The organism is Stieleria tagensis, assembly GCF_024129865.1.
Lineage (GTDB): Bacteria > Planctomycetota > Planctomycetia > Pirellulales > Pirellulaceae > Stieleria > Stieleria tagensis.
The window spans coordinates 98,033-119,520 of record NZ_JAMYFE010000049.1 but is presented as its reverse complement, the minus strand read 5'-3'; the positions used below and the strand labels follow the sequence as shown (position 1 = coordinate 119,520).

Annotated in this window: 29 protein-coding genes and 1 other RNA gene; 11 read left to right on the top strand and 19 right to left on the bottom strand. The window is 56.7% G+C overall.

The window, feature by feature from the left end; translation table 11 throughout:
• Window positions 1–19: 19 nt before the first annotated feature.
• From NHH03_RS12500 to NHH03_RS12455, 10 genes are all read right to left on the bottom strand, one after another.
• Window positions 20–370 carry a DUF2190 family protein gene (locus NHH03_RS12500; RefSeq protein WP_253156548.1) on the bottom strand — a complete coding sequence of 117 codons (351 nt, stop codon included), beginning with the start codon at window positions 368–370 and terminating at the stop codon, window positions 20–22.
• 9 nt (window positions 371–379) lie between these two features.
• Window positions 380–709, bottom strand: a complete 330-nt coding sequence (locus NHH03_RS12495; protein ID WP_253156546.1) for a DUF2190 family protein — start codon at window positions 707–709, stop codon at window positions 380–382.
• A 48-nt stretch (window positions 710–757) separates the two neighbouring features.
• Window positions 758–2,773 carry a Mu-like prophage major head subunit gpT family protein gene (locus tag NHH03_RS12490; protein ID WP_253156544.1) on the bottom strand — a complete coding sequence of 672 codons (2,016 nt, stop codon included), beginning with the start codon at window positions 2,771–2,773 and terminating at the stop codon, window positions 758–760.
• Window positions 2,745–4,091 (bottom strand): phage portal protein, encoded by a 1,347-nt coding sequence (locus NHH03_RS12485; RefSeq protein ID WP_253156542.1) that lies wholly within the window; start codon window positions 4,089–4,091, stop codon window positions 2,745–2,747. Before NHH03_RS12485 ends, NHH03_RS12490 begins: the two co-directional genes overlap by 29 nt.
• Before the next feature lie 209 nt (window positions 4,092–4,300).
• Window positions 4,301–4,498, bottom strand: coding sequence for a hypothetical protein (locus NHH03_RS12480; RefSeq protein ID WP_253156540.1), 198 nt, complete (start codon window positions 4,496–4,498; stop codon window positions 4,301–4,303).
• Between the two features lie 138 nt (window positions 4,499–4,636).
• Complete coding sequence (locus NHH03_RS12475; protein WP_253156539.1) at window positions 4,637–4,957, bottom strand: FKBP-type peptidyl-prolyl cis-trans isomerase; 321 nt, start codon at window positions 4,955–4,957, stop codon at window positions 4,637–4,639.
• Complete coding sequence (locus NHH03_RS12470; RefSeq protein ID WP_253156537.1) at window positions 4,935–5,441, bottom strand: magnesium-dependent phosphatase-1; 507 nt, start codon at window positions 5,439–5,441, stop codon at window positions 4,935–4,937. The genes NHH03_RS12475 and NHH03_RS12470 overlap by 23 nt, the downstream gene beginning before the upstream one ends.
• Window positions 5,442–5,469: 28 nt before the next feature.
• Window positions 5,470–5,820, bottom strand: coding sequence for an arsenate reductase (glutaredoxin) (gene arsC, locus NHH03_RS12465; RefSeq protein WP_253156535.1), 351 nt, complete (start codon window positions 5,818–5,820; stop codon window positions 5,470–5,472).
• Window positions 5,821–5,931: 111 nt separating this feature from the next.
• Window positions 5,932–8,199, bottom strand: coding sequence for a terminase gpA endonuclease subunit (locus tag NHH03_RS28175; RefSeq protein ID WP_253156533.1), 2,268 nt, complete (start codon window positions 8,197–8,199; stop codon window positions 5,932–5,934).
• Window positions 8,189–8,395, bottom strand: coding sequence for a hypothetical protein (locus NHH03_RS12455; protein ID WP_253156531.1), 207 nt, complete (start codon window positions 8,393–8,395; stop codon window positions 8,189–8,191). The genes NHH03_RS28175 and NHH03_RS12455 overlap by 11 nt, the downstream gene beginning before the upstream one ends.
• Before the next feature lie 247 nt (window positions 8,396–8,642).
• On the opposite strand from NHH03_RS12455, the gene NHH03_RS12450 reads away from it, so the two are divergent.
• The 11 genes from NHH03_RS12450 (at window position 8,643) to NHH03_RS12400 (ending at window position 13,026) form a co-directional block, all read left to right on the top strand.
• Window positions 8,643–9,500, top strand: coding sequence for an amidoligase family protein (locus tag NHH03_RS12450; protein ID WP_253156529.1), 858 nt, complete (start codon window positions 8,643–8,645; stop codon window positions 9,498–9,500).
• A gap of 288 nt (window positions 9,501–9,788) precedes the next feature.
• Window positions 9,789–10,064: a hypothetical protein gene (locus NHH03_RS12445; RefSeq protein WP_253156527.1), complete on the top strand. Its 276-nt coding sequence runs from the start codon at window positions 9,789–9,791 to the stop codon at window positions 10,062–10,064.
• 132 nt (window positions 10,065–10,196) lie between these two features.
• Complete coding sequence (locus NHH03_RS12440; protein ID WP_253156525.1) at window positions 10,197–10,406, top strand: hypothetical protein; 210 nt, start codon at window positions 10,197–10,199, stop codon at window positions 10,404–10,406.
• 288 nt (window positions 10,407–10,694) lie between these two features.
• On the top strand, window positions 10,695–10,940 hold the full coding sequence (locus NHH03_RS12435; RefSeq protein ID WP_253156524.1) for a hypothetical protein: 246 nt from the start codon (window positions 10,695–10,697) through the stop codon (window positions 10,938–10,940).
• A 59-nt stretch (window positions 10,941–10,999) separates the two neighbouring features.
• Window positions 11,000–11,061: hammerhead ribozyme type II (locus NHH03_RS12430), an RNA gene on the top strand.
• A 29-nt stretch (window positions 11,062–11,090) separates the two neighbouring features.
• The gene (locus NHH03_RS12425; protein WP_253156523.1) at window positions 11,091–11,570 is read left to right on the top strand and encodes a winged helix-turn-helix domain-containing protein; all 480 of its coding nucleotides are present in this window, start codon (window positions 11,091–11,093) and stop codon (window positions 11,568–11,570) included.
• Between the two features lie 9 nt (window positions 11,571–11,579).
• On the top strand, window positions 11,580–11,813 hold the full coding sequence (locus NHH03_RS12420; RefSeq protein ID WP_253156522.1) for a hypothetical protein: 234 nt from the start codon (window positions 11,580–11,582) through the stop codon (window positions 11,811–11,813).
• A gap of 240 nt (window positions 11,814–12,053) precedes the next feature.
• Window positions 12,054–12,236: a hypothetical protein gene (locus NHH03_RS12415; RefSeq protein ID WP_253156521.1), complete on the top strand. Its 183-nt coding sequence runs from the start codon at window positions 12,054–12,056 to the stop codon at window positions 12,234–12,236.
• A complete protein-coding gene (locus NHH03_RS12410) occupies window positions 12,233–12,466 on the top strand; it encodes a hypothetical protein (protein ID WP_145295002.1) in 234 nt (77 codons plus the stop codon). The genes NHH03_RS12415 and NHH03_RS12410 overlap by 4 nt, the downstream gene beginning before the upstream one ends.
• An 11-nt stretch (window positions 12,467–12,477) precedes the next feature.
• Entirely contained in the window at window positions 12,478–12,693 is a 216-nt protein-coding gene (locus NHH03_RS12405; protein ID WP_253156520.1) for a DUF4314 domain-containing protein, read from the top strand.
• 12 nt (window positions 12,694–12,705) lie between these two features.
• Window positions 12,706–13,026, top strand: coding sequence for a hypothetical protein (locus NHH03_RS12400; protein ID WP_253156519.1), 321 nt, complete (start codon window positions 12,706–12,708; stop codon window positions 13,024–13,026).
• Here the strand turns inward: NHH03_RS12400 and NHH03_RS12395 are convergent, their stop codons facing one another.
• From NHH03_RS12395 to NHH03_RS12355, 9 genes are all read right to left on the bottom strand, one after another.
• The gene (locus tag NHH03_RS12395) at window positions 13,027–14,337 is read right to left on the bottom strand and encodes a DNA modification methylase (RefSeq protein WP_253156518.1); all 1,311 of its coding nucleotides are present in this window, start codon (window positions 14,335–14,337) and stop codon (window positions 13,027–13,029) included.
• A gap of 100 nt (window positions 14,338–14,437) precedes the next feature.
• Entirely contained in the window at window positions 14,438–14,671 is a 234-nt protein-coding gene (locus tag NHH03_RS12390; protein ID WP_253156517.1) for an HNH endonuclease, read from the bottom strand.
• Window positions 14,668–15,024: a hypothetical protein gene (locus tag NHH03_RS12385; RefSeq protein ID WP_253156515.1), complete on the bottom strand. Its 357-nt coding sequence runs from the start codon at window positions 15,022–15,024 to the stop codon at window positions 14,668–14,670. Before NHH03_RS12385 ends, NHH03_RS12390 begins: the two co-directional genes overlap by 4 nt.
• 411 nt (window positions 15,025–15,435) lie before the next feature.
• A complete protein-coding gene (locus tag NHH03_RS12380) occupies window positions 15,436–17,604 on the bottom strand; it encodes a bifunctional DNA primase/polymerase (RefSeq protein ID WP_253156513.1) in 2,169 nt (722 codons plus the stop codon).
• An 8-nt stretch (window positions 17,605–17,612) separates the two neighbouring features.
• Window positions 17,613–19,274, bottom strand: coding sequence for a DEAD/DEAH box helicase (locus NHH03_RS12375; protein WP_253156510.1), 1,662 nt, complete (start codon window positions 19,272–19,274; stop codon window positions 17,613–17,615).
• Complete coding sequence (locus NHH03_RS12370; RefSeq protein WP_253156508.1) at window positions 19,274–19,912, bottom strand: RusA family crossover junction endodeoxyribonuclease; 639 nt, start codon at window positions 19,910–19,912, stop codon at window positions 19,274–19,276. Before NHH03_RS12370 ends, NHH03_RS12375 begins: the two co-directional genes overlap by 1 nt.
• Before the next feature lie 31 nt (window positions 19,913–19,943).
• Window positions 19,944–20,402 carry a DUF669 domain-containing protein gene (locus NHH03_RS12365; protein ID WP_253156506.1) on the bottom strand — a complete coding sequence of 153 codons (459 nt, stop codon included), beginning with the start codon at window positions 20,400–20,402 and terminating at the stop codon, window positions 19,944–19,946.
• Between the two features lie 2 nt (window positions 20,403–20,404).
• Window positions 20,405–21,190, bottom strand: coding sequence for an ATP-binding protein (locus tag NHH03_RS12360; RefSeq protein ID WP_253156504.1), 786 nt, complete (start codon window positions 21,188–21,190; stop codon window positions 20,405–20,407).
• 42 nt (window positions 21,191–21,232) lie between these two features.
• On the bottom strand, window positions 21,233–21,466 hold the full coding sequence (locus tag NHH03_RS12355) for a hypothetical protein (protein ID WP_253156502.1): 234 nt from the start codon (window positions 21,464–21,466) through the stop codon (window positions 21,233–21,235).
• Window positions 21,467–21,488 lie beyond the last annotated feature (22 nt).

The window sequence follows — 21,488 nt, the reverse complement described above, 5'->3', positions numbered from 1 at the left end:
GGACCTCGTGTTGGGATGGTTACTGAAGCAATTTGACTTTGACGGTCAGCGAACTTGGTGGCGCGTCTTCAACCGCGATGCCGATCATCGAGTGTGCGTAAGCGTTCTTGATGACGTGGTGACTGATCTTGGACCAATAAAGAATGGTGCCGGCCGGAATGTTGGTTGTCGGGTCTTTGACCACATCGAATACGCCAGCAACGGTGATGCTGCCGCGAGAGTTGGCACAGATACCGAACTTCGCGATGCCGACCAGCTTTCCAAGGACAACGACATTGCCGGCGGGAATCTCAACGTCGGTAACGATCGGGACCGTCACGCCCTCGTGGACGTAGATCGCCCCGACGGGTGCGATGATGGGGTTGCTCACAGGTGGTCATCACTGGCTCAGACGAACGCGAACGAAGTTGTCGGTCGGCGCGGCGTCAGCAACGACCTTGCCGAGCAACACCGATCCATCGGGCACTTCAGTGACGATCCCGTCGGTGGTTGCGTAAATCTTTTGTCCAGCAGCATAGGTCTCTGCGTCAGCCGGGTCTTTGGGCATGTCGAACACGCCTTCCACGGCGATCGAGCCGAGCACATCGGCTTTCAGATCTCGTTTGGTGATGCCTACCAAATCACCTTGAATGACGATTGATCCAACAGGGACATCGACGTCGGGTGTGAAGTCGACTTGTTTTCCGTCGTGAATGAATTGAGCTTGCATGGGTCTTTGTGTTTACGATGAAAGAGGAAGGTCAACGTCAGCAGGCGATCACTCGCCGACGACTTTCACGGCGGCTCGGTGATCTTGGCTGTTCACACCGAAGTCGATGTAAGACCGGAAGCCCATGCCGAGCGTGTTCGGTGGCATTTCGACTCGCTCGATGATCGGCGTCCGACGACCGTTCAGGAACACGATCTCGAACGCTGGCAGCACCTGCGGATTGGCGAAGAGATACCACGCGGCAGCACTGGCACCGGCGTAGTAGCTGTCCGACAGATGCGGCGTGCTGATGATCCGATACTTGTTGCGGTGTGGGTTATCGACAGGGATTTTCGTCGGCGATCCTTGCGCGTCAATCATTAACTGCGACGAACCCATCAACAGTTCCGCTTCGGTTTCCAACTCCACCGGAACGACCAAGTACTCAGGACGGATGTTGATCGGCTTTTGGTCCTTGGGCTTGCCGCCAGGACCGGCTTTCTGCTTGCGGAAGGTTGTCTTCGCAACGGTCAGTGCATCCGGGCCGAACTTGGTGTCCGCTCCCTGTAGCAAGTTGGCGTTGGCGGACGAGAAGAAGCCGGCGTTCTTGAGCAGCAGTGTGAAGAACAAGTCGTCGATGGACTCGGCACCACTGCGTCCCATTTGACGAGGAATATCCATGAACGCTGACAGGTCATCGTTGATGATGTCGTGCCGAGTCAGCGTCAAGATCTGACCGTAGGTGTCGGCCTTATTTGAGTACTTTTGTTCCGACAGCTTGCCATGTTTCAATTCACCGTCGGGAGCAACCTGCTCAAAGCCGCCAGTGCCAAGCAAACGGTATCGAGCCACTTCCTTGAAATCGGTCACGGTTCCGACGCTGCAAAGATCGAAGGCGGCGATCGGTGTGTTTTGATAGGCCGCCAGCAACGTCTTGTTCATGACGTTTTCCATGATGCTGGGGAGGCTCATGGAACTGAAACCCGCTCGAATGGTTGCCGTACCATCGCCAAAGACGCGAGGCACTTCGATGCCTTCCATCCGAGCACACTCGGCGACGAGTTCACGCAAGCCGATGTGACGTAGCGGGTTGGCGGCGTCGAGCGTCTTTTCGCCATAGCTGGCCAGCAGCGTTTTTTCTTCGATGCCGACCGACAGACAGGCGGCAGCCTCGAGGACCTCGCGACTATATCGCGGTGAGTTTTGCGTCTGTTCAGGAGCCTTGGGGCGTTCGCTTCTCAGCACGGCGAGTTCTGTTTTGGTGGTGGACCAGCCATGCTCAATTGCGTCGGCTTCAATGTCAGCGTGATTGCCCGCGCAGACCTTGCGAATGCCGGCGATGCGACGAGATTCCGCAGCGGCCTCGGCACGCATGTCGTTGACCGGTGAAGTGGTCGCTGTTTTGGTTTCGGTCTTCGGCTTGGTGCTCATGTTCAAACTTGCGTTGACGGGTTCGAGGTCGTCGGTGTCTTCATCCGTGTCGCTGGGATCATCAACGTTGGCGAAGTTTCCGGCGGCGACGCGAGCCTCGGTGTCGTCGTCGGCACCCAGGGCGACGAACGAAACCTCGCCCAGCGTTGACTTACGAGCCACATAGACCGGCCCTTTGAACTCGCGATTGTTGGCGTTCGCCGTTTTGCCTTCTGGGATGAAGACAACCTTGTCGGCACTCGCCCCTAGCGATGCTTGCCATGGAAAACCGTTCTCACTGGTCGCGATCACTTCCTGAGCCGTCGCACCCACGCCCGAAATCACGCCAGCGACTTCGAGCGACTTGTCGGTGATCGCGATGTCGTCGGTGTGTCCGACAATGCTTCCCCGATCGTGGTCTTTCAGAATCGGTCGCGACTTGCGAGTCACTCGCATGCCAGCCAAGTCAACGACGACGGGATAAGGCCAACCGCCAAGCCGCATCGCGCCGCCGGTATATGCGGTCATCGAGAACTTGCGAAGCGACGGCTTGCCTTCTTCCGGCGTTTCGGCCGCGGCGAGCGTAATCGTCGCCGCATCATCACAAACGATTCGCAACGAACTGGGAACGGATTCGGCGTCGGCTTCAAGCGGCGCGTGCTGTGTCTTCGGCATTGTCTTCCGTGACCTTGGTTGAGGGTTGGGTTTCAGTTGCATCGCTGGCCGACAGACCAAGCTCACGCATCAGCGACACTTCTTTGGCACGCTGTTTGAGTTCCGTCTCCCAATCACGCCCCTGCCGCGCAAATTCGATGGCCAGAGTCGTCGTATGATTCGAGAGACGGATCTTTTGGGCATTGGCTTCTTTGGCGGGATCCACATGCTCGTGACCATCCCAGAACCATTGATGCTCGAACGTGCTGTCGAGCGTGCGAAGCGAGTTGGGCAGATAGCCCTCGATGAGAATGGCTTCGCGGAGCCAAGCAATCAAAACGCGATCCAGAACGACGCGAGCAAGTTGCGTTTGCTCAACACGGATCGACTTGAAGTAGGTTTGATGATCGAGACGTCCACTCGCGTAGTTGTAGCCCGAGGAATTTCCGGCAGCGACATTAAACGGCATGTTCAGACAACGAGCGATCTCGTTGAGGATTTCTTTCTTGAACTCGGCGTACGTGGTCGACGGTTGCTCGCTCCTCATTTGAGCCATCTTCCAGCCACCGGGCATCGTGAGCAGCATTCGCTTCTCAAGTTCGATTGGCTCGAATGGCTCTGCTGCGTCGGCTTCGCCATTGGCCGGCGCGTCGGTGTAGAGAATGCCGGCAAAGTCGGCCGCAGTTTCGGCAGCCGCAAGTACCGCGAGTGTAAACCGACGAAGTTGTGCGAATAGAGGCAGCGCCGGCGTGATGTCGGGGATGCCACGAATCTGTCCCGGCCGATCGCAACGGAAGTAGTGCAGCACAGCGGCGGCCGGCACCGTGTCAAACTGCTCGTCAATCGTGAACGCCACGTCGCCAGGATGTTCACGCAGAACGTCATAGGTGAGCGGGTTTCCGTCGGCATCAAACTGAATGCCGTCGATGTAACGAGAGCGATCCGCAACCAGCGTCGGTGAGGCCACTTGGTCGGCTTCGATCAACCGCACGTCGAGCTTCACGGTTGAGTCGACTCGCTCGTTGCTGGTCAGCAAACCAAACGATTCGCCGTCCGAAACGCGGGCGAGCCGCATCGTCCGCAATTTTTCAGCAAGCCCAACGGCTTCTGACCAAGCGAAAAACTCCGCTTCGACGAAACGATTCGCCGCATCGTCTGGCGTCAGCATTTGCAAACGCGGCCCAGTACCAACAACGTCATTCGCCAGCGTCAACGTGATCCCGCGAGCGTAACTGTTATTCGCGACCTCGTATCGCGACCGATTGCGAAGCGTGCGCCGCACATCGGGACTATTCGCTGCGGCAGACGACAAACCATCGGCTCGCGACCAATGTTTCATGTTGTCGAGCGTCGTATTCGCCGCGTCGTACTTCGCACGAAGCCGCGAAAAGAAGGGCTGCCGGGGTGAGCGTCCAGGCGTGGATGAAGAGCGGGAAGCTCCGCCACGCCATGCTTGCTCGATAATCCCTGACAACATCTTCAACATCCGTGTTGGTTTCCTTTTGCCGTCCCCGGCAGCCCTGTGCTCATCGCAAAACGAAAGAAGAATCAACCAGCCGAAGGCGGCACGATCTTGTTAAAACGCAACCCACGATTCGGCTTACGAACCGCGTCCTTGCCAGCGAGATGCTTATCCGCAGCGATCTGCTCCGTCAGCTTGTGCTGCTCAACCGAACCCGCATCACCCGAAGCCTTCGCAGGCCCCGCAGCGTTCTCACGGATTTCATTGTTGAGGTTTTCTGGCATCAAACATCTGAGAGTGTTGGAAACAAGTGCTCCTCTCAGGGTTACTTATGCAAACGCCTGCCACCAATTCCCGGAAAATCGGGAATCGGCTGCATTTTGTAAGAAGTATTTGCGGATTGAATGGAATCGCGATTCCATTCAGTGTTCGATCGCCAGCAAGACGACGTCGAAATGAAGTACTGCTGCTAACGGTATCGAATCCGCAACTCCCTCATCGCGGTAGCAGAGATGAGGGCCAGCATGAAACTTTCGGTGTCCGCCGACGCGCATACCTTCGATCCCGTATTCCAACCCGGCGATCACTTCCCGCTTGCCAAGCACAAACGAGTACGCGCTAAGATTCTGAACTAGCTCGCCACGGTTAAGAAAAACTTGCAGGCGAATGGTTACGCGATCGCCTTTTGCAGCGAGATCCCCTTCGCCCAAGGTCTCCGCGTCAATCTTGATGCCGGCTCGCATGGCCACTATTCTCGAATGCTCGCAGAGTGGTGTGAAACAAATCGGCTGTCATGCCATTGGGCACGTGAATACTGGTGACACCGAGTGTTGAGACCTCGTTGATGTTTCGCATCTCGTCGTCGAAGAAGATCATACCTTCGTGATTGAGACCACTTGCCGCACTCAAGGATGCGAAGTGCTTCAGCTTTGATGACGGATAGATCTCAGCAAACGCGAATCGGTGATTGATCGCCAGCAATCCCACCAGCTCACGCGCCCATGCTGGCTGCTCCGTTCGCGATGCGATCGCCATCGGAATCGAATGATTGTCGCAATGGTCCAGGATACTGGTAACGTCATCGTACAATCGCACTTGGCGACTTGCCCGATCAAGGACTCGTTCGTTCTGTCGGCGAAAAGGCGGCGAAAGGCAATCGCACCAAGTGCCATCGCAATCCCAGAGAGTGAAGTCGAGGTCAAAAACAATGAGTTCCGGTTTTCTCAAAGGTGAGTCTCCAGCTATGCTCTGCAGCCTATTGGTCAAGAATCTCAACGATGTTTTCGAGGGGTCGACCAACTGCGGCCTTTCCGTCGTAAACGACAATCGGTCGCTCAATCAGCGTTGGATTGGAGGCAAGAATCGCGATCCACTGTGCGTCCGATAGCTCTCGATCGCCAAGATTCATTTCCTTAAAGAGCTTCTCTCCCGTCCGCACCAATTGCGCCGGGTCAATGTTCAGCATCTTAACGATCTTTCCAAGCTCCTTTGCACTTGGCGGCGTCTCCAAATACTCTACAACGTCGAACTCGATCCCACGTGAGATAAGTAGCTCTACGGCAGCACGCGATTTCGAGCACCTTGGATTATGAAAGACGGTCGTCATGATTTCTTGTCGGCATGTAAGGATTCTGTCGTTCTACTAGCGCAGCAATTGACTGCTGCGAGTACGCGTCAAATTGTAGCCGCGATGCGTTTGAATTCGAGGCCATTCAAACTACTGACCGCTGCGTTTGCGTTTCTGGAGTTCGCTGAAACTCAATCGAGAACGCTTTCGAGCAGATGGCAAGTCAGTTCCGAATAGCGTTACTCCTTGCATCGACGCTGCAACCGCGCAACCGACGAGACAATCGAGCCAGTGGTTATCGGGTTGTTCTGGGCGGGCTTTCCATTCGTCGACGGTTCGGCCACGGCCTTCGGTTTTGATGAAGTACTCGGCGGTGACTTGTTCGGCGAACATGCGGTGCATTTCGGCTCGGTCACCGAAAATAGATAGGCATCCTCGATCGCCCATCGCGACGGCGAGCCGGGCGTGCGTGAAGGACTTCCACCAGTTTGTGTCGTAGATAACGTGGCGAATGGCTCGTTTACCGTGGACGGAGGGGATTCGCCAGTTCAACCCGACGCGGTCACCAGGCCGTCGTTTGTATTCGCTGAACGGATTCGATGATGCGCCGACGAAGCGACCATGGGACGGAAGCAGGATTGATGCGTGCGGGCTTTGCCGGCAGAACTGATAGACGACGTCGGTGGAGTGTCCCCAGTTCGCGTCGATCAGGCAGCGTTCGATCTTCATCGCCGCGCCATCATCGCGTTGCCACTCTCGTCCTAAAAGATCCGTTGTCAGGTTGTTCATGCCCGCATAGAGCGATCCCTCGAGTCCAGTGCCCTCCGTCGCCAAAGTGAATCTTGCATCACGCAACGTGAAATGCGGCCGATTCTGGTCGGGGAATGTTCCGTAGTCGACAACGTAGCCCGTGAAGTCGTCCTCCCACGCTGCGACAACGTAGAAGAGCAATTTGCCTTGAACGTCAATGAATGTCGTAAGATGGTTTGCGGCGATCGGGACTAGATTTCGCTGCATCCCGTTGAACTTCGCAGCGACCTGGTCGGCTGTCAGTTGGTCCGCGTCGACGCGTTCTTCGGGCAACGGTTCATTCTGATATTCGGCAAAGAACGCGGCTTCGTCTTGAAGCTTCAGGTTCATCGCGTGCTGAATCGCCGACAGTTCGTCGTGGTTGAAACGTTCTTTCCACGCGACGTCGGCACCTTCGTCCATTGCATCGCGGTTCTGACGATAGAATTCAGTGCCGGCAGCTCCGCCATCGCCGGCACGCAAGCCTTCGGCGCGGATTTCTGCGTAACGTTCCCATAGCGTTTCATTCGTGGGGAATGAATTGACCATTCGCGTTCTGGCACCGTTCCATTCCGGGTGTTTATCGCGATCGAGAATGTTGTCGGCCATGTCGCCGGGACGAATGACGGTGCATGGCATGATTCCGGAGATCTTTTTGCCTGGGCCGGCGAGTCCGAGGACCGCGCCGGCGAGAATTGCTTCGCGGTTGGCACATTGCGATAGCGAGCGAGCCGACTCGTCGGTTTGCGGGTCATCGAGCACGACCAACGACGGCCGAACCGTACGGCCATCCGGCCGCTTGAACTTCATCCCGCGGATGCGCCCGGTTAGGCCGGCGACTTTGATGATCGCGCCACTCGCTTCGCTGTCGGCGATCGTTGGCAGGACAACTTCTTTGGCGGTCCAACCGATCTGCGTGCGTTTGCCTTGATAGAGCTGCCCGTTGGCTCGGTTTGAGATTCCGTCCAACGCCTGAATTGGAAAGCAGACTTCTGGGTAGTCGGCCAACAACGCTTCATTGGCATCGAGTTCCGTTTTGATCGAGTCGAGCATGTCGCATGCGTGGCCTTCGTCGCTGCCGATCAAACACACGAAGTCGCGATATCCGTTAAGCACTGCCCAGATGCACGCAACCTCGGCCAGCGAACTTTTTCCGCTACCGCGTGCCATCGCGAGTGAGAACAATCCGCCGCGAACGACCGCTTCTTCGATGCGTTCAATCACTTTCAAGTGATCCGGGGACCATTGCAGATGAAATGTCAACGAGAAATACGCTTCGCAGAAATATCGAAAACTACTAGCGGCATTGGCTTTGCGTTGCGGATCTTCGATCACTGGCAGGTCACCGATGTCGCGACCGGCCAATGCGATCGCTGCGTTGCGGGCGCGGGCTTTGTCTTTGACCGTGCCGTACGGATCTTCGTCGGCCGGCGGCTTGGGACGGTGGCGTTCTTCGACTAGCCAAGCAGTGAATCGGAGAAGGTCAACATGCGTGCCGTCTCCGATGCGGTTGCCGGCTCGCGTTCGGTAGCGATAGAGCTGGCGTTCGTTAATCACCTCACCGAGCGGCGTGCTATTGAGCGTCCGGCAGCACTCGCTCGGTTTCATTCGTCGCGGGTCAGTCGCCACGGTGCATCTCCTGTAAGAGCCAAGCGGTGTAGACAACCAGGTTGATCGTGCCGTCAACGTTGGACGGTGCGCCGGCTTCTAGGTCGGCGGCAATTTGTTCCTCCGGAACTCGCTGGCGGTACGCGTTGCTCAACAACTTTGAAAGTTGCTCGACCGAAAGTTTCGTGGGGTCAACATTCTCTCGTTTGCCTTCCATGACGGGATCCGTGGGTTGGTTCGTGACTCGCCGCACACGTCGGCGACTGTCGCGTTTGTTTGCATGTTTGGCATCGTCGGCCGCATGTTTGGGCCGGCGACGTTGGGCCAAAAGTGGCCGCGCGTGCGGGTGAAAAGAAACCTGGGAATTACTGAAACATTACTTCCGGACTTCGCTTGAGGTATCTCGAAACGCATGGCTCATGTGTGTCAACGAAACGAATTACACGCCTTCTGGAGACACACGAATGAACGCCAACGACATCGCCTTCGGTATCGAAATCGAAACCCACATGCCCGGCACCGACCGCACGCCGATCGGCGGATACCACAACGGGTTGCCGGTCGCTTGGCTGCCCGCGGGTTGGAAAGCAGAACGCGACGGCAGCATCCGCACGCCGGCCGGACGCAAACCATGCGAGTTCGTATCGCCGGTCCTTCGCGGCTACGAAGGACTCGCCAACGTAGAGACCGCGGTGGACGCGATCAAAGAACGCGGCGCGCGGGTCAACGAATCTTGCGGCCTGCACGTAACGGTTTCCTGGAACGGCGACGCTGCGGCTTTGGCCCGACTGATTTCGCTGATCGCGAACCACGAGGGAGCCATCTACGCTTCGACCGGCACGCGGCGCCGCGAACGAACCCACTGGGCGAAACAAATCAAAAGCTACGGCAACAAAGACGCCGCGAAGACCCGCTGCGAACGAGACCGCTACCACCTTTTGAATTTGACGCACTTGGCCGCCGGCCGAAACCGGATCGAGATTCGCGCCTTCGCCGGAACGCTCAACAAAACGAAACTGATCGGATACATCCAGATGATTTTGGGCTTGGTAGAACTCGCCCTCAATACAAAACGCTGCAGCGGATGGGACTACGCCAAGAAGTCTGGCACGAAGAGTTGCTGGGACCGACCGGATGCCGGCCACGGCGAAACGGAACTCAACCGGCTCTTCTACCGCCTCGGTTGGACCAAGGGTTGGTACAAGGGCGAGCTTCGCAACAAACGCTTCGGCGAACTTTCGGTCGGCGAACAAACCTGCGACTGGAAGCCGGTCAAAAAGAAACTTCTTGAGTTGGCCCGCAAATACGACCAAGCGGTCTAACGGGCCACGGCTTTTGCCCGGCGCGACGCTGCGAACTTCATCGCAGCGTTTTGTCGTTTTTATGGCCAACAACGGGAAACGTGTCGCGTCGTTTCCATAAGTAACCCTGAGGGGCCGTTGTTTTCGGCTATCGCCACACGCGGCGTTTCTCGGCCACGTCGACGAGATCGAGAAACATTCAAAAAGACTGCGAATTACTGGCTGGATTCGCTTGATGTGTTTTGAAACGCATGGCTCATGTGTGGTCACACGAAACGGTTTTTCATTCACCCCAACGGAGACACAAACATGACCATCGACCAACTGATCGGATTGCTCGAAGAGTACCGCGACGAACACGGACCGGACGCCGAAGTGCGTTTGATGACGCAAGAGAACTGGCCCTTTGAAAACCGGATTGCCGGAATCACGAGCGGCGCGGAGATGAACGAAGCGAGCGAAGACGACCCTAGCGAATACTTCGATGACCAAGACGTCGCCGAAGACGCGATCGTCTACATCGTCGAAGGAGGCCAGATTTGCTACGGCAGCAAGCGGGCCTGGGAAACGTGCCGCGATTGCTGAACGCGGCAAGCGAAAGCGAGTTCGGGAAACATTCAAGAACTTTCCCGAACTCTGCTTGCTGTGTCTGAAACCGCATGGCTCATGTGTGTCAACGCAAACGCATTTCCCCTTTCCAACAACGGAGACCCAACCATGGCAAAGAACACCGCTCGAGTCGAAGACGCTTACACCACCGCGCATGTACGGGCTTTGACCTTGCTCGAAGACCTTCACCAAATCGTCGAAGACATGCCTGCCCCCGATGCCGACCATCCCATCAATTGGGAACACGTCGGTTCGCTGCAACATCTTTGCGAACGGCTCAAGGAATTGAAAGATTTCGTTGCTCCCGCCGGCGAATAGATTCCCACCTGCATCCTTTCGGCCTCGCTCGCCAGCGCGGCCGTTTCTCGTTGAAGTGCCGCCCACGTTGGCCCGTGTCGCGCGCTGTTGCCAACAAGCGGCAAACCATGCCGACATCTCTTTGCGGCCCACAAACGCGAACGTCGGCGGAAATTGAAAACATCGCAAAAGACTGCGAATTACTGCCGAGATTCGCTTGAGCTGTTTCCCGATGCATGGCTCATGTGTGTTAACGCCAAACGGCAAAACGATTTCAAAACAATTTTCACGAGAGACAAAACGATGGCCATGAACGAAACGCGAAAAGCGAAAGTCGCCGCCCTTCGCACCGAGATGCGAAAGCTCGACCCCGAAACGTACCAGGAGATTCGCCAGTCGTACTACAAGATCGCCGAGGAGCTTCGCCCCTTGGTCGACGCCCTTGAAAAGGCCGACGCTGACCTGGGACCGGACGGCCCGCTTTTGGAAGAGCACTACATCTTTTGCGAGATGCTCGACCGGCTCAATAAGAGCCTTCTCGGTGGGGTGGTTTAACCGGCCGGCCGCACAACAACTGCCGCGGACGGAACCGCGGCTCGACTCGCAAGGACGGAAGCCGAAACGCACACGGGCGTTGTCGCGGGTGGTTCCCGCGGCCTGACGATGGCAGCCAACCACGAACGAAGTCCAAACGGAGAACGAACGATGAAGAAAGCAGACGTAAAGATCGGCGGCGAATACTTCGCAACCGTGACCAACAAAAAGGTGACCGTGCGAATCGACGCGGAAAACCGTAACGGAGGCTGGGACGCGACCAATCTTTCGACGGGAAAGAAAGTGCGAATCAAAACGGCCGGCCGGTTGAAGGGTTCGGCGCGAGCTACTGAGACGCCGGCAACGGAAACACGGGTCAGGAAACGAGTCGCGAGAAAGACGGAGGAAACCACTGGCGGTGAAAAGAAGCTCTCGTGCGTCAAAGCCGCTTTGAAGGTCCTGACCGATAGCGGCCAACCGATGAACGCGCAAGAGATGATCGCCGCGATGACCGAAGCTGGGTTGTGGGAAAGCCCTGGCGGTAAGACGCCGCACGCGACGCTGTACTCCGCGATCCTCCGCGACATGAAACGCGGCGATGAAAGCCGTTTCGTCAAAACGGAACGCGGCCGATTTACGGCGAGAGCATAGGTCGAAGCGATGAAGTTCATTTGCGACGTCCGCCAGGTCGACGACTTGGCCGAAGGAGAAACCGCACCGCCGGAACCCGACATGGGTTACGAACTGCGGTCGATCGCCGGCGAAAACTTTGAAGCTGGCGTCGTGGAATATGTGGTCCGCCGCGGAGACGCGATCTTTGCGAGGACGACGGTCGACGAAGAGTTCGCGGTCACGGGCAAGAACGCCCACGTTTTGGTGCCGCTCGGCTTCTAGTCCGAACGCCGCCGACAACGCCCGACGTTCGTAGCGTACGGGCGTTTCGTCGTGACGGCCGTAACCACGCGGCGCACCTGAGCGACGCGACACGCGGCAACGTCGCGGCCCAACGCACTCCGGCGAAAAACATGCTGAAGTTTTGGAATGTTTCGCGGACTTCGCTTGATGTGTCGGCAAACCCATGGCTCATGTGTGGTTGTACGAACGGTTTTCAAACAACACGAACGGAGAAACGAAATGAAGATGCAACCGCAGCGAAAGCGATCGGCTGTCTTGTTCGCCGATGGACGGCGAATCGAAGTCGAAGAACCACTACCAGTGCAAACGATCGTCGCCGATGCGAAACGCGCCGGCGCGGCGAAGGTTGAACTCGAAAACGGCACCGAAATCTATCTCAACGCGAAAGGAGACCAACAATGAGCAAGGTTCAAACGCTTAACGCTCAGCCAATCCAACCCGCACCGGCTTACGAAAACGCTCACCAGATTGCCCGCGATCTCTTGCAACACATCGAGTTGCAACTCGACCGAATGATTCGGCCGGACAACAAGGCGTTGCGATGGACACACGTACGAGCGTTGAACTTGGTCAACGCTCAACTTTCGGAAGTCGCTGCTTTGCTCGACGAAACCAACAACGCTCGCAACTAGGAATCAAAACGATGAAAACAAATCTCAAGGCGGGCGATCGCGTGCGGCTGCTTTCGATGACCGACGACCCCGATCCGATTCCCGCCGGCACCGCCGGAACGGTGGTCGGCGTCTATCCGCATAGCGATTGGACTCAAGTCGATGTTGATTGGGCGGGCGGCCGGTCGCTGATGCTTTCCATTCCTCCGGACGTCGTCGAGCGACTGCCGGCCGACACAACGAACTAAGGAGCAACCACCATGTCCACACGAGCGACGATCGCCGTCCACCGCCCCGACCGAACGTATGCAGCGGTCTACCTTCACTACGACGGTTACCCCGAACACACCGGAGAAATACTGATGCAAAGTTACCAAACTCAAACCGCCGCCGAGGAACTTGTCTCCCATGGCGACCTTCGATGCCTGAACCGCGAGACCGGCGAGGCCGAACGATTCTCAGACGGCGATCCGCCGGCCAAGTTGCCGAGCAACGACTCGCTGATTGATTTCGCGAGAAATTGCGGCGCTCGGTTCGTCTATGTCTTTGACGACGGAGCTTGGTCCTACAAGGAACTCTAGTCACCGCATGTTCTCCTCGCGTTTGCCAACTGGGATCGGCGATTCGCCGGTCCGTTCGAGGATTGCTTTCTTGCCGGTGAAGCGTTGATAGCGATCAACGATCACATCGCAATACGGTGGGTCGAGTTCCATCAAGAACGCCTTGCGTCCGGTCTGCTCGGCACCAATCAGCGTCGAGCCACTTCCGCCGAACAGGTCGAGTACGTTCTCGCCCTTCCGTGACGAGTACTGCATCGCAAGTACCGCGAGTTCGGCCGGCTTGCCGGTAAGGTGTTCGAGTTTCTGCGGCGCGATCTTCTTGACATGCCAAAGGTCAGTCGCGTTGTTTGGCCCAAAGTACTTGTGGCCTGCACCTTCTTTCCATCCGTAGAACGCCCATTCATGTGCCCCCATGAAATCCTTGCGGGTCATCACGGGGTGTTGCTTGTCCCAGATGATGGCTTGCGAAAAATACAAACCGGCCGCGGCCAGGACCGGCGGGTAATTGGCGATGTTGGAGAAGCCACCCCAGATGTAAAAGCAACGGCCGGGTTCGAGTACGCGAGTGATGTTGCCAAACCACGCTTTCAACAAACGGTCAAACTCTTCGTCTGAGACGAAGTCGTTGGCGAGCGGTCGATCTTTGGCCCTCATCTTTTTAGGGGCTTCTTTCGTCTTGCCCTTGCCGGCCTCGAACGACGAATTGCCGGCCGCGATCGCGTTTTTGCTTCGCGGTTCCACTTTCACGTTGTACGGTGGATCGGTATTGCAAAGGTGAATCTTCGCGCCGGCGAGCAGCCGATCGAGGTCTTCGACACTGGTCGAGTCGCCACACAGCAAACGGTGATCGCCGAGGATCCAAAGATCACCTAGCTGCGTGATAGCTTCGTCTGGCGGTTCGGGGATGTCGTCTGGATCCGTCAATCCCTGCGTGACACCGGGATCGAGCAGTTTGGCGAGTTCATCACCATCGAAGCCGAGCAATTCAACATCGAAACCTGATTCTTGTAGTCCGCTGATTTCCAAGGGCAACAGTTCGTAGTCCCACTGCGCGTTCTCGCCCGTTCGGTTATCGGCGATCCGGTACGCTTTCACCGCTTCGGGTTCGAGATCCGTCGCGATGTGAACGGGGACTTCGGCGAGCCCAAGTTTCTTGGCGGCTTTGAACCGCGTGTGTCCGACGATGATGACGCCGGCGGTATCGACCACGATCGGCTGGCGAAACCCGAACTCGTTGATTGAGATGATGACAGCATCAACGGCGTCGTCATTGATGCGGGGGTTGTTTTCGTAAGGCTTGATCCGATCAAGCGACCACATTTCGACCTGCATATTTGCCCTTCCAAGGCGAGAGAATGAAACGGGAAGGGTTGGGTCGGTCGTTGGCTTGATGGGTGGTTGGTTTGGGATCCGATGCGTTCGGACAGACGGTTCAACTGGTGTGCGAAGCAACTTCGCGGCACATCTTGATGAATGTTTCGTTGGTCAGAATCGACTTAGCTCGGTTGATATCGCGATGCAAGATTTGCGTGTTTTCTATCACGTGTTCGCCGCCATCGCGGACTGGGACAATATGATCCAGCGAGGCGTCGTCGGGCGTCAGCAAACGGCCCGTCAAGGCACAGCGATAGTCTTGCCAGTTCAATAGTTGCAAAACGTTCTTCACGTTGATTCTTCCGGTTGGCCGACTCCCTCCCGATTGCGTTTGGGGATGTACCTCAGCTTTACTTGCGACAGGTGATTGGCCCAATAACGCCAAGTCGTCTTGTCGAGTAAGCGGGATTGTCGTCTGCTGTGAATCCGCATCCGCATTCGGTCGGCCGATTGTTTCCATGTCGTAACCTTTGTCTTTGGTTGAAGGTTGGGGTCGAGACGTCCTTGGCTGGCAATGTTCCGCCAGCCTTGGACGATGATGTTAGCGCGTTTGGACCAAGGGTCAGCGAACATTTGATGGTTTCTGAAGTCCGCACGAATGCGGCTGCACAGGTTGTCGGCAATTTGCTCCCAGGCGGATTTCATTCGATTCTGGCTCCTTGGTTTGTTCGGACAATCAAAACTAACTGTGCCTAATAAGGCTGCTGTTCCGGTAGCCCTGACCAGAGATACGATCGGCCGGGAGTACCTAAATGTTGGTCGGGGGTCGCTCCGGCACCGAGAATCGAATCCGTCACCCTGAATCCGTCCGGCTCCCCCCTCACGCGAACGTGGACGCATCGCGGGGGTGTGGGCGTGACAGGGGGACATATACATGGAAAAGAGAGATTCACTTCTATATTTACAGGCTTTTCTTCATTGGAGATCCGTCACCAATCCGTCACTGGGCATGGTGACGGATTGGGACGGATTCAGTCGTTTCAGATGCTATGGTCGACGATTGGGTTGCGAATACGTCACGGCCGGTGACAGATCTGGGACGGATTGGTGACACATCTATTGGCTGCCTCCCAGTCGATATCCTTGGGCCGACTTGGTTGCGGTTTCAATGACGACCGTTTCGATCTCGCCTTGCTCGCGCAGAGTCAACACGATCTGGTCAAAGTCAGCCGCCTTCAGTTTCATCGCTCGCATGAGTTGGCGTCGCTGCATCGTTCTCGTCGGTTGTTCACCTAGCTTCTTGAGGAACTTCAGGCACTCGGCGTGGAACGGATTCTCGGCGACGTGGACGGACGCGAGGTAGAGCTGACGCCGGGTTTGGTGCATTGCGAACTCGGTCGCCCACTCAACTGCAGGCAAGCCGATAAGCGGTTCGATGTGGTTTTCGCTGCACGCATAGATCAACGCCAGCTTTTTTGCGTGCTCGCACGTACGACTCCATGCCGTACGAGCGACTTCATCGAGTGCCTCTTCTGCGGCGTTGTATTCGCGCTCGGTCATCAGTCGTAAGTGGTCGATCGCTTCGGCCGCATCAGGCGTGGTTTGCACCACGAGCGGCTTGGGGTGGAAGTTCAGGAAGTTGCCCGAACCAGGCTCAAAGTCCGCCCACCACTTTGCGATGTCGAGGATATCTTCGGGCAGGTCACGAGCGGACCCCGGCGATTGGCCTGAGCCACGTTTGCCGACGTCGATGATGTTGAGGCGTGCGAAAAATCCGTTCGTGAGCATTCGCTTCGACAGCGATTCGTAGAAGTATTGGGGCGTCGCGGTGCCGAAGAGCGTCAAGTGTGGTTGGTCGACATGGATCGCCTCTTTCTGATTCGCTTTGACACGAATCGGATAGACGTCGCCGGCTGAGGTGTAGAGCGTGAGCAGGATATTCGGGATTGACTCCCGGCTGTTTTCGCGATCGAGATTGATTTGGCGGAGCACTCCGTCCATTTCGTCGTTCTGAAACAGCATTCGGCCAGTACGGACTAGAGCGTCCTGGATGCCTTCGCCGGATGCGAACTTGTCTCCGATTGATGCGGACATGCCGATTTGAAACAGAATCTGCGAGTTAACTTTGCGAGGAAACTCCTTCCCCGTTCCGCTGCTGGCGAGTGCGAGTAGATACAGATTTGTTCGCAGATCACCCGACGTGCAGACCTTTCGACCAGCGAGAAACGACTGCAGTGCCATCGCGCCGCAAAATGCGAGTCCGATATTCGGGTATGGAGCATTCGCGAGCGTGAAATCCATGACACGTCGAACGAAGCCCGGCACGTTGAACAATCGCTCGGGCAGTTGTCCGGGATCGGGCGTTGTATCGACCGGCGGAGGTGAGCTGGCAACCTCCGGCGATCGCTTGCCGACCATGAACTGGCTTAGGTCTACATCGTTGACAATCGGCTCGATCGGTCCTACATCACGAAGCCAACCGAATGGGCGATCGTGCGGTTTCGTTGCCGCTTGGTTGACTTTGTGTTGCAGTTCCTTGTCGGACCACGGCGGATTGCAACGCGGGTTGTAGTGGTTGGTCAGAATTGCGAGCGACTCTGCCGGATCGAGGCCAAATCCATGAACGAGCGCCGTCGCGGCGGCATAAGTTTGCGAGTGACCGCCGCTACCGGCGATCGCTGGCGGCATCGCGTCCAAGTAGGCAATCGCCCGTGACTCGACGTCGTTGCCCACACGCGGCGATTGTGGCAGCAACGTGGCGATTTGTTGCGGTGGCTTCGCGGTTCCACGTCGATGGATGACGGCCTCCGCAAGTGCTTTGACGCATGCTGCCAACATGAGTGAGGGAACTGGTGCCGGCTCGCCATCGAGTGTTTCGTAGGTTTCGCCGTCGGGATGGATACTTGGCCCGACGACGGTTTGCGTTCCGGTTGAACGCAATTCGACGATCATCGAGCCATCAGTCGGATCGGAATGTTTTTCAGTGGTCGCGCCGATTGCGATGTACCAACGATGCGATCGCAGGGCTGTCAATCGGCCCGTGATCGCCGGCGTTGGTGGCAGGTATTGATCAGCCAGCTCAATCGCTTCGTCGCAATCCAGGTCGACGTCGACCAGCCATCCCGAAGGCTCGCCAAGGATGATTCCGATATTACCTTGATCGGGAAAGACCTCCGGGTTCAATCGAAGATTCGTCCAGTCACGTCGTGCCGGTGACTTCGATCGCGGGCGCAGCGGTACGCAGTACCAGCCACGCTGGCGATAGATCGTAACTTGCTCCCGCACATCGGCCATCAAAAGGGTGCCTCTTCCAATGCAACGTTTGGAATCTCGCCGAGCGTCTGTTTGATGATGCGATCGTATTTCTGGCCGGCGATCGAGCGAACAATCAGTTTCTCGGTCGTAGCGAGTAAACCTGATTCGGCAATGTCAATCGCTTCTTCCGCGTTGGTTGGGCACGGATCGAGACAGCGTTCACTCCACCACGCTTCGGCTTTGCGTCGGGCGTAGCCGGAATGCTCGATACAGATGAATTCGCTCTGCCAACGTTCGAGGCCGATCATGTAATCGACTCGCAGGCATCGTGGTGCGTCTTCATCTGCATCGCGTTTGCGATGGATGCGGTAGATGATGTCTTGGACGTCGTACTCGGTGTCGGTCACTTCGCCAGACAACACGCCGGCTTCGCTAGCCTCGGCGTCGTGGGCTTCGCGCTCGGGTGGCGGAAACGGATGACCGCACTCGGGACAATTGGCATAACCACATGCAACGAGGGCATGGCACTTCTCACACTCTTTCGCCGGTGGACCTTGGTCTGGACGCTTGGCTTTGTCCTTCGGTTTGATCTGGTCGATCGGTCCGTGGCGTTCGATGTTGCCGCCGAAGTCGAGAACGAGGCAGTTTTCCTTGTCGGGATGCAAACGAAAACCGCGGCCGACACACTGATAGAGGAGGCCAGGCGACATAGTCGGACGCAGCATCACAACGCAATCGACTCGCGGTGCGTCGAACCCGGTGGTGAGGACATTCACGTTGCAGAGAAAGCGTAGCGGTTCGGTTTCGATCAACGATGTTGGGGCATCGCCACGAAAACGGGCCAATAATTCGTCTCGTTCATTGAACGGAGTCTCGCCGGTCACGAAACCGCACTCGATGCCGTGGTTGTCCCGTAATACTTCAACGACACGCCGCCCGTGTGCAACGGACGACGCAAAGATCAACACTGCCCGGCGATCGGCCGTCAGTTCAACGATTTCGCCACACGCGGCGGACACGAGGGCGTCGTCGTTTATCAACGACTCCACTTCTTCACTGACGAACTCGCCGGCGCGAAGATGCAGACCACCGAAGTCGGCACGATTAACACCAGCCTTGGAAATGAGGGGACTCAGGTATCCGTCGCGGATCAATTCTTTAATACCGATCTCGTAACAGACTTGATTCAAGAAATGGTCCGCCGAGCAGATCATGCCGGAATCGAGTCGGAACGGAGTGGCAGTCAGTCCGATCACGCGGACATGCGGATTGATGACTTTGCAGTCGGCCAGGAATTGCCGGTACATGCCATCGCCCTTCTTTGAGATCAGATGGGCTTCGTCGGCGACGATCAGATCAAATGGATCGAGGTCACACGCTCGTTTGTAAATGCTTTGAATGCCGGCAACGAGGACTGGCGTGTTCGTATCTCGCTTCTTGAGTCCAGCCGAATACAGACCGACCTTGATGTCTGGACACAGACGACGAACCTTGTCGGCATTCTGTTCGAGCAGCTCCTTGACGTGCGCTAAGATTAGTACGCGACCATTCCATTGCCCGACAGCATCGGACGCGATCTTCGCCAACACGAGACTCTTGCCCGCGCCCGTCGGCAACACCGCGACTGGATTGTCGTCGCGGTTGCGAAGGTGATCATAGACCGCATCAACGGCGGCTTGCTGGTAGGGACGCAACTTCATCACAGTGCCTTCCCGTTATGACGTTTCGCTGCCCACAACGGATCGACACGCGGCGACATCTCTTGATTGAGTGCCAAGCACTCGTTACAGATCCGGTTTCCAGGTCCATTCGATGGAAAAGCTTCGTGACACTTCAGGCATGTACGACTTGCTTCTTTTACGTTTGACGGTTCAAGTTCCTGAATCCAAACCTCTGCCATTCCTACGATCGGTTCGGGTTTCCGTTTCCCCTTTGGAATCGGCTGTTTCTCCGGCTCGATCTTTTCAATGGCCAGACGCACGATTTGGCTGTCGTCTAAGAACGCGCCGCCCCACTGTAGAGCATCAAGAACGGCCTTGAGCACGTTGTCGATGTCACGCTTTCGTCGATCTGGCAGATGCAGTTCGATGTCGACCACTAACGGACCTTCAAGCGGCTCGACGTTTTTGTTCTTGAGGTAAGCACCAACGGCAGTGCGATAGTCGCGACCCTTTCTGCTAATCAGCACTCGCGGGCCGACGTGTCGCCAGTAATGGTTGATCGAAGGCGGGTAAGGCAGCTTGAGTTTGAGCATGATGCGATTCGTAGTTAGAAGAGCAAACAAAAACAGCCGACCTGCATCCATGCCGGCCGGCTGTTGAGCCTTGGCAATCGCCAACGACTCTGGCCTGGAAACGCGTCAACATGGATCAGCGTTTCCAGGGGGCTTCCTTGCCGCTGACCTGCGACGCCGCGATGGGTTCCGCAACGGCATCTTTCTTCGAGTAACCCCTGACTTCGTTCTGCAATTCGCCGGTGTCGTTGCGACGCTTTACACGGACATGAATCATGCACGGCAGGTTGTGTAAGTCCGCCGAGTCGGTTGGCACCAAGACGCCAACCGACCGGCAGATCGCAGACAACTCCCGCCGGGCAATTTCAACCGCGGTCGCGTTGGGGTTGTCGAGGTTGAGCCGCACCCAGAGAAGACGGTTTGCGTACTCACCCTCCACGATCTGAAACGTCAACTGCAGATAGTTTCCAGAGCCGGATTTGGTGGGCTTCATTTCGCTATCGGTGATGACAGCGACATACTTGCCGGCGGGGATCGGTTCGAGGTCGTCGGCTGGTTCGACGGTGTTTGCATCAAAGCCGTTGAGGTTTGCCATGGTTAGTTACCTTGGTTTTGAGGAGCGGGTGAGTTGTTGGTCAGTGCATTGACGAACGCCGACCACGAGAGCGGCAATTCTTCAGCGATGCCGTAGCGATTCTTGGCAACGCAACTGGGCGATCCGTAAGCACGCACGACACGTTCGCCACCGTCTTTGCCAATCGCATGAGCGATGGTGCGTTTACGATTGAAGCCGCCGTCTTCGCTTTGCGTCCGCATCTTGCGAGTTGCGAACAAAACGGCGTCACACCATTCCTTGACGAGGGCCGCGGCGTGCTTGTGCAGTCGCGGCGAATAGCGGTCGTAGGGTGAGGACTCGGGATCCTCGAAACGTTCGACCTTGGAGTGCGCGATCAGAATCGTCACCATGCCGCGCGAACGCAGCACATTGAGCAGGTCGAGTACTTCACGCCACAGAGAGAGGGCGTGCATGTAACCGCGGGCATACCCGCCGTCGACCTTCTCGATCGACTCGACAGCATACTGCTGACAGAGCTTGTCCCAGACGAGACGCTCCAGCCAATCGAGTGAGTCAATCACGACGGATTCGTAATCGTGCTTCTCATTGACGAGCGTTTTCAAAGCAGCGACGATATCATCGAACTTCGTCGCCAGCGGAAAGCGATCGCATTCGATTTCGTCGAGACCGTCTTCGGTTTGAATGAAGATCGGCTTGGGGGCTTCGCTGCCGAAGGTCGACTTACCGATGCCTTCGACACCGTAGAGCAAGACCCGTGGCGGCTTCGATTGCCGGCCGGACTGGATGGTTTCGAGTAAGTTGGTCACTGGTTTGATAACTCCATGATTGAGTGGATGGGATGATTTGATTTAGAGCGTTGGGATCGCTTCGACATCGAAATTGCCGTCGCGATCACTGGTCACGAGGTAGTGCTTGAAATCAACTTGCACGACGAAACGCTGGCCCGTGCCCAGTTGCTTGCGGAGCGATTTGCACGCTCCGGTAAAATCTCGTGACGCTTCGTTGAAGCGGTCGGCCGATCGCAAGTAACGGCCAACCGCCAGCGAAATTGCCACACGGCGTTCGATATCCAATCCGTTCATGTGTCCTCGCTTGCTGAGTGGT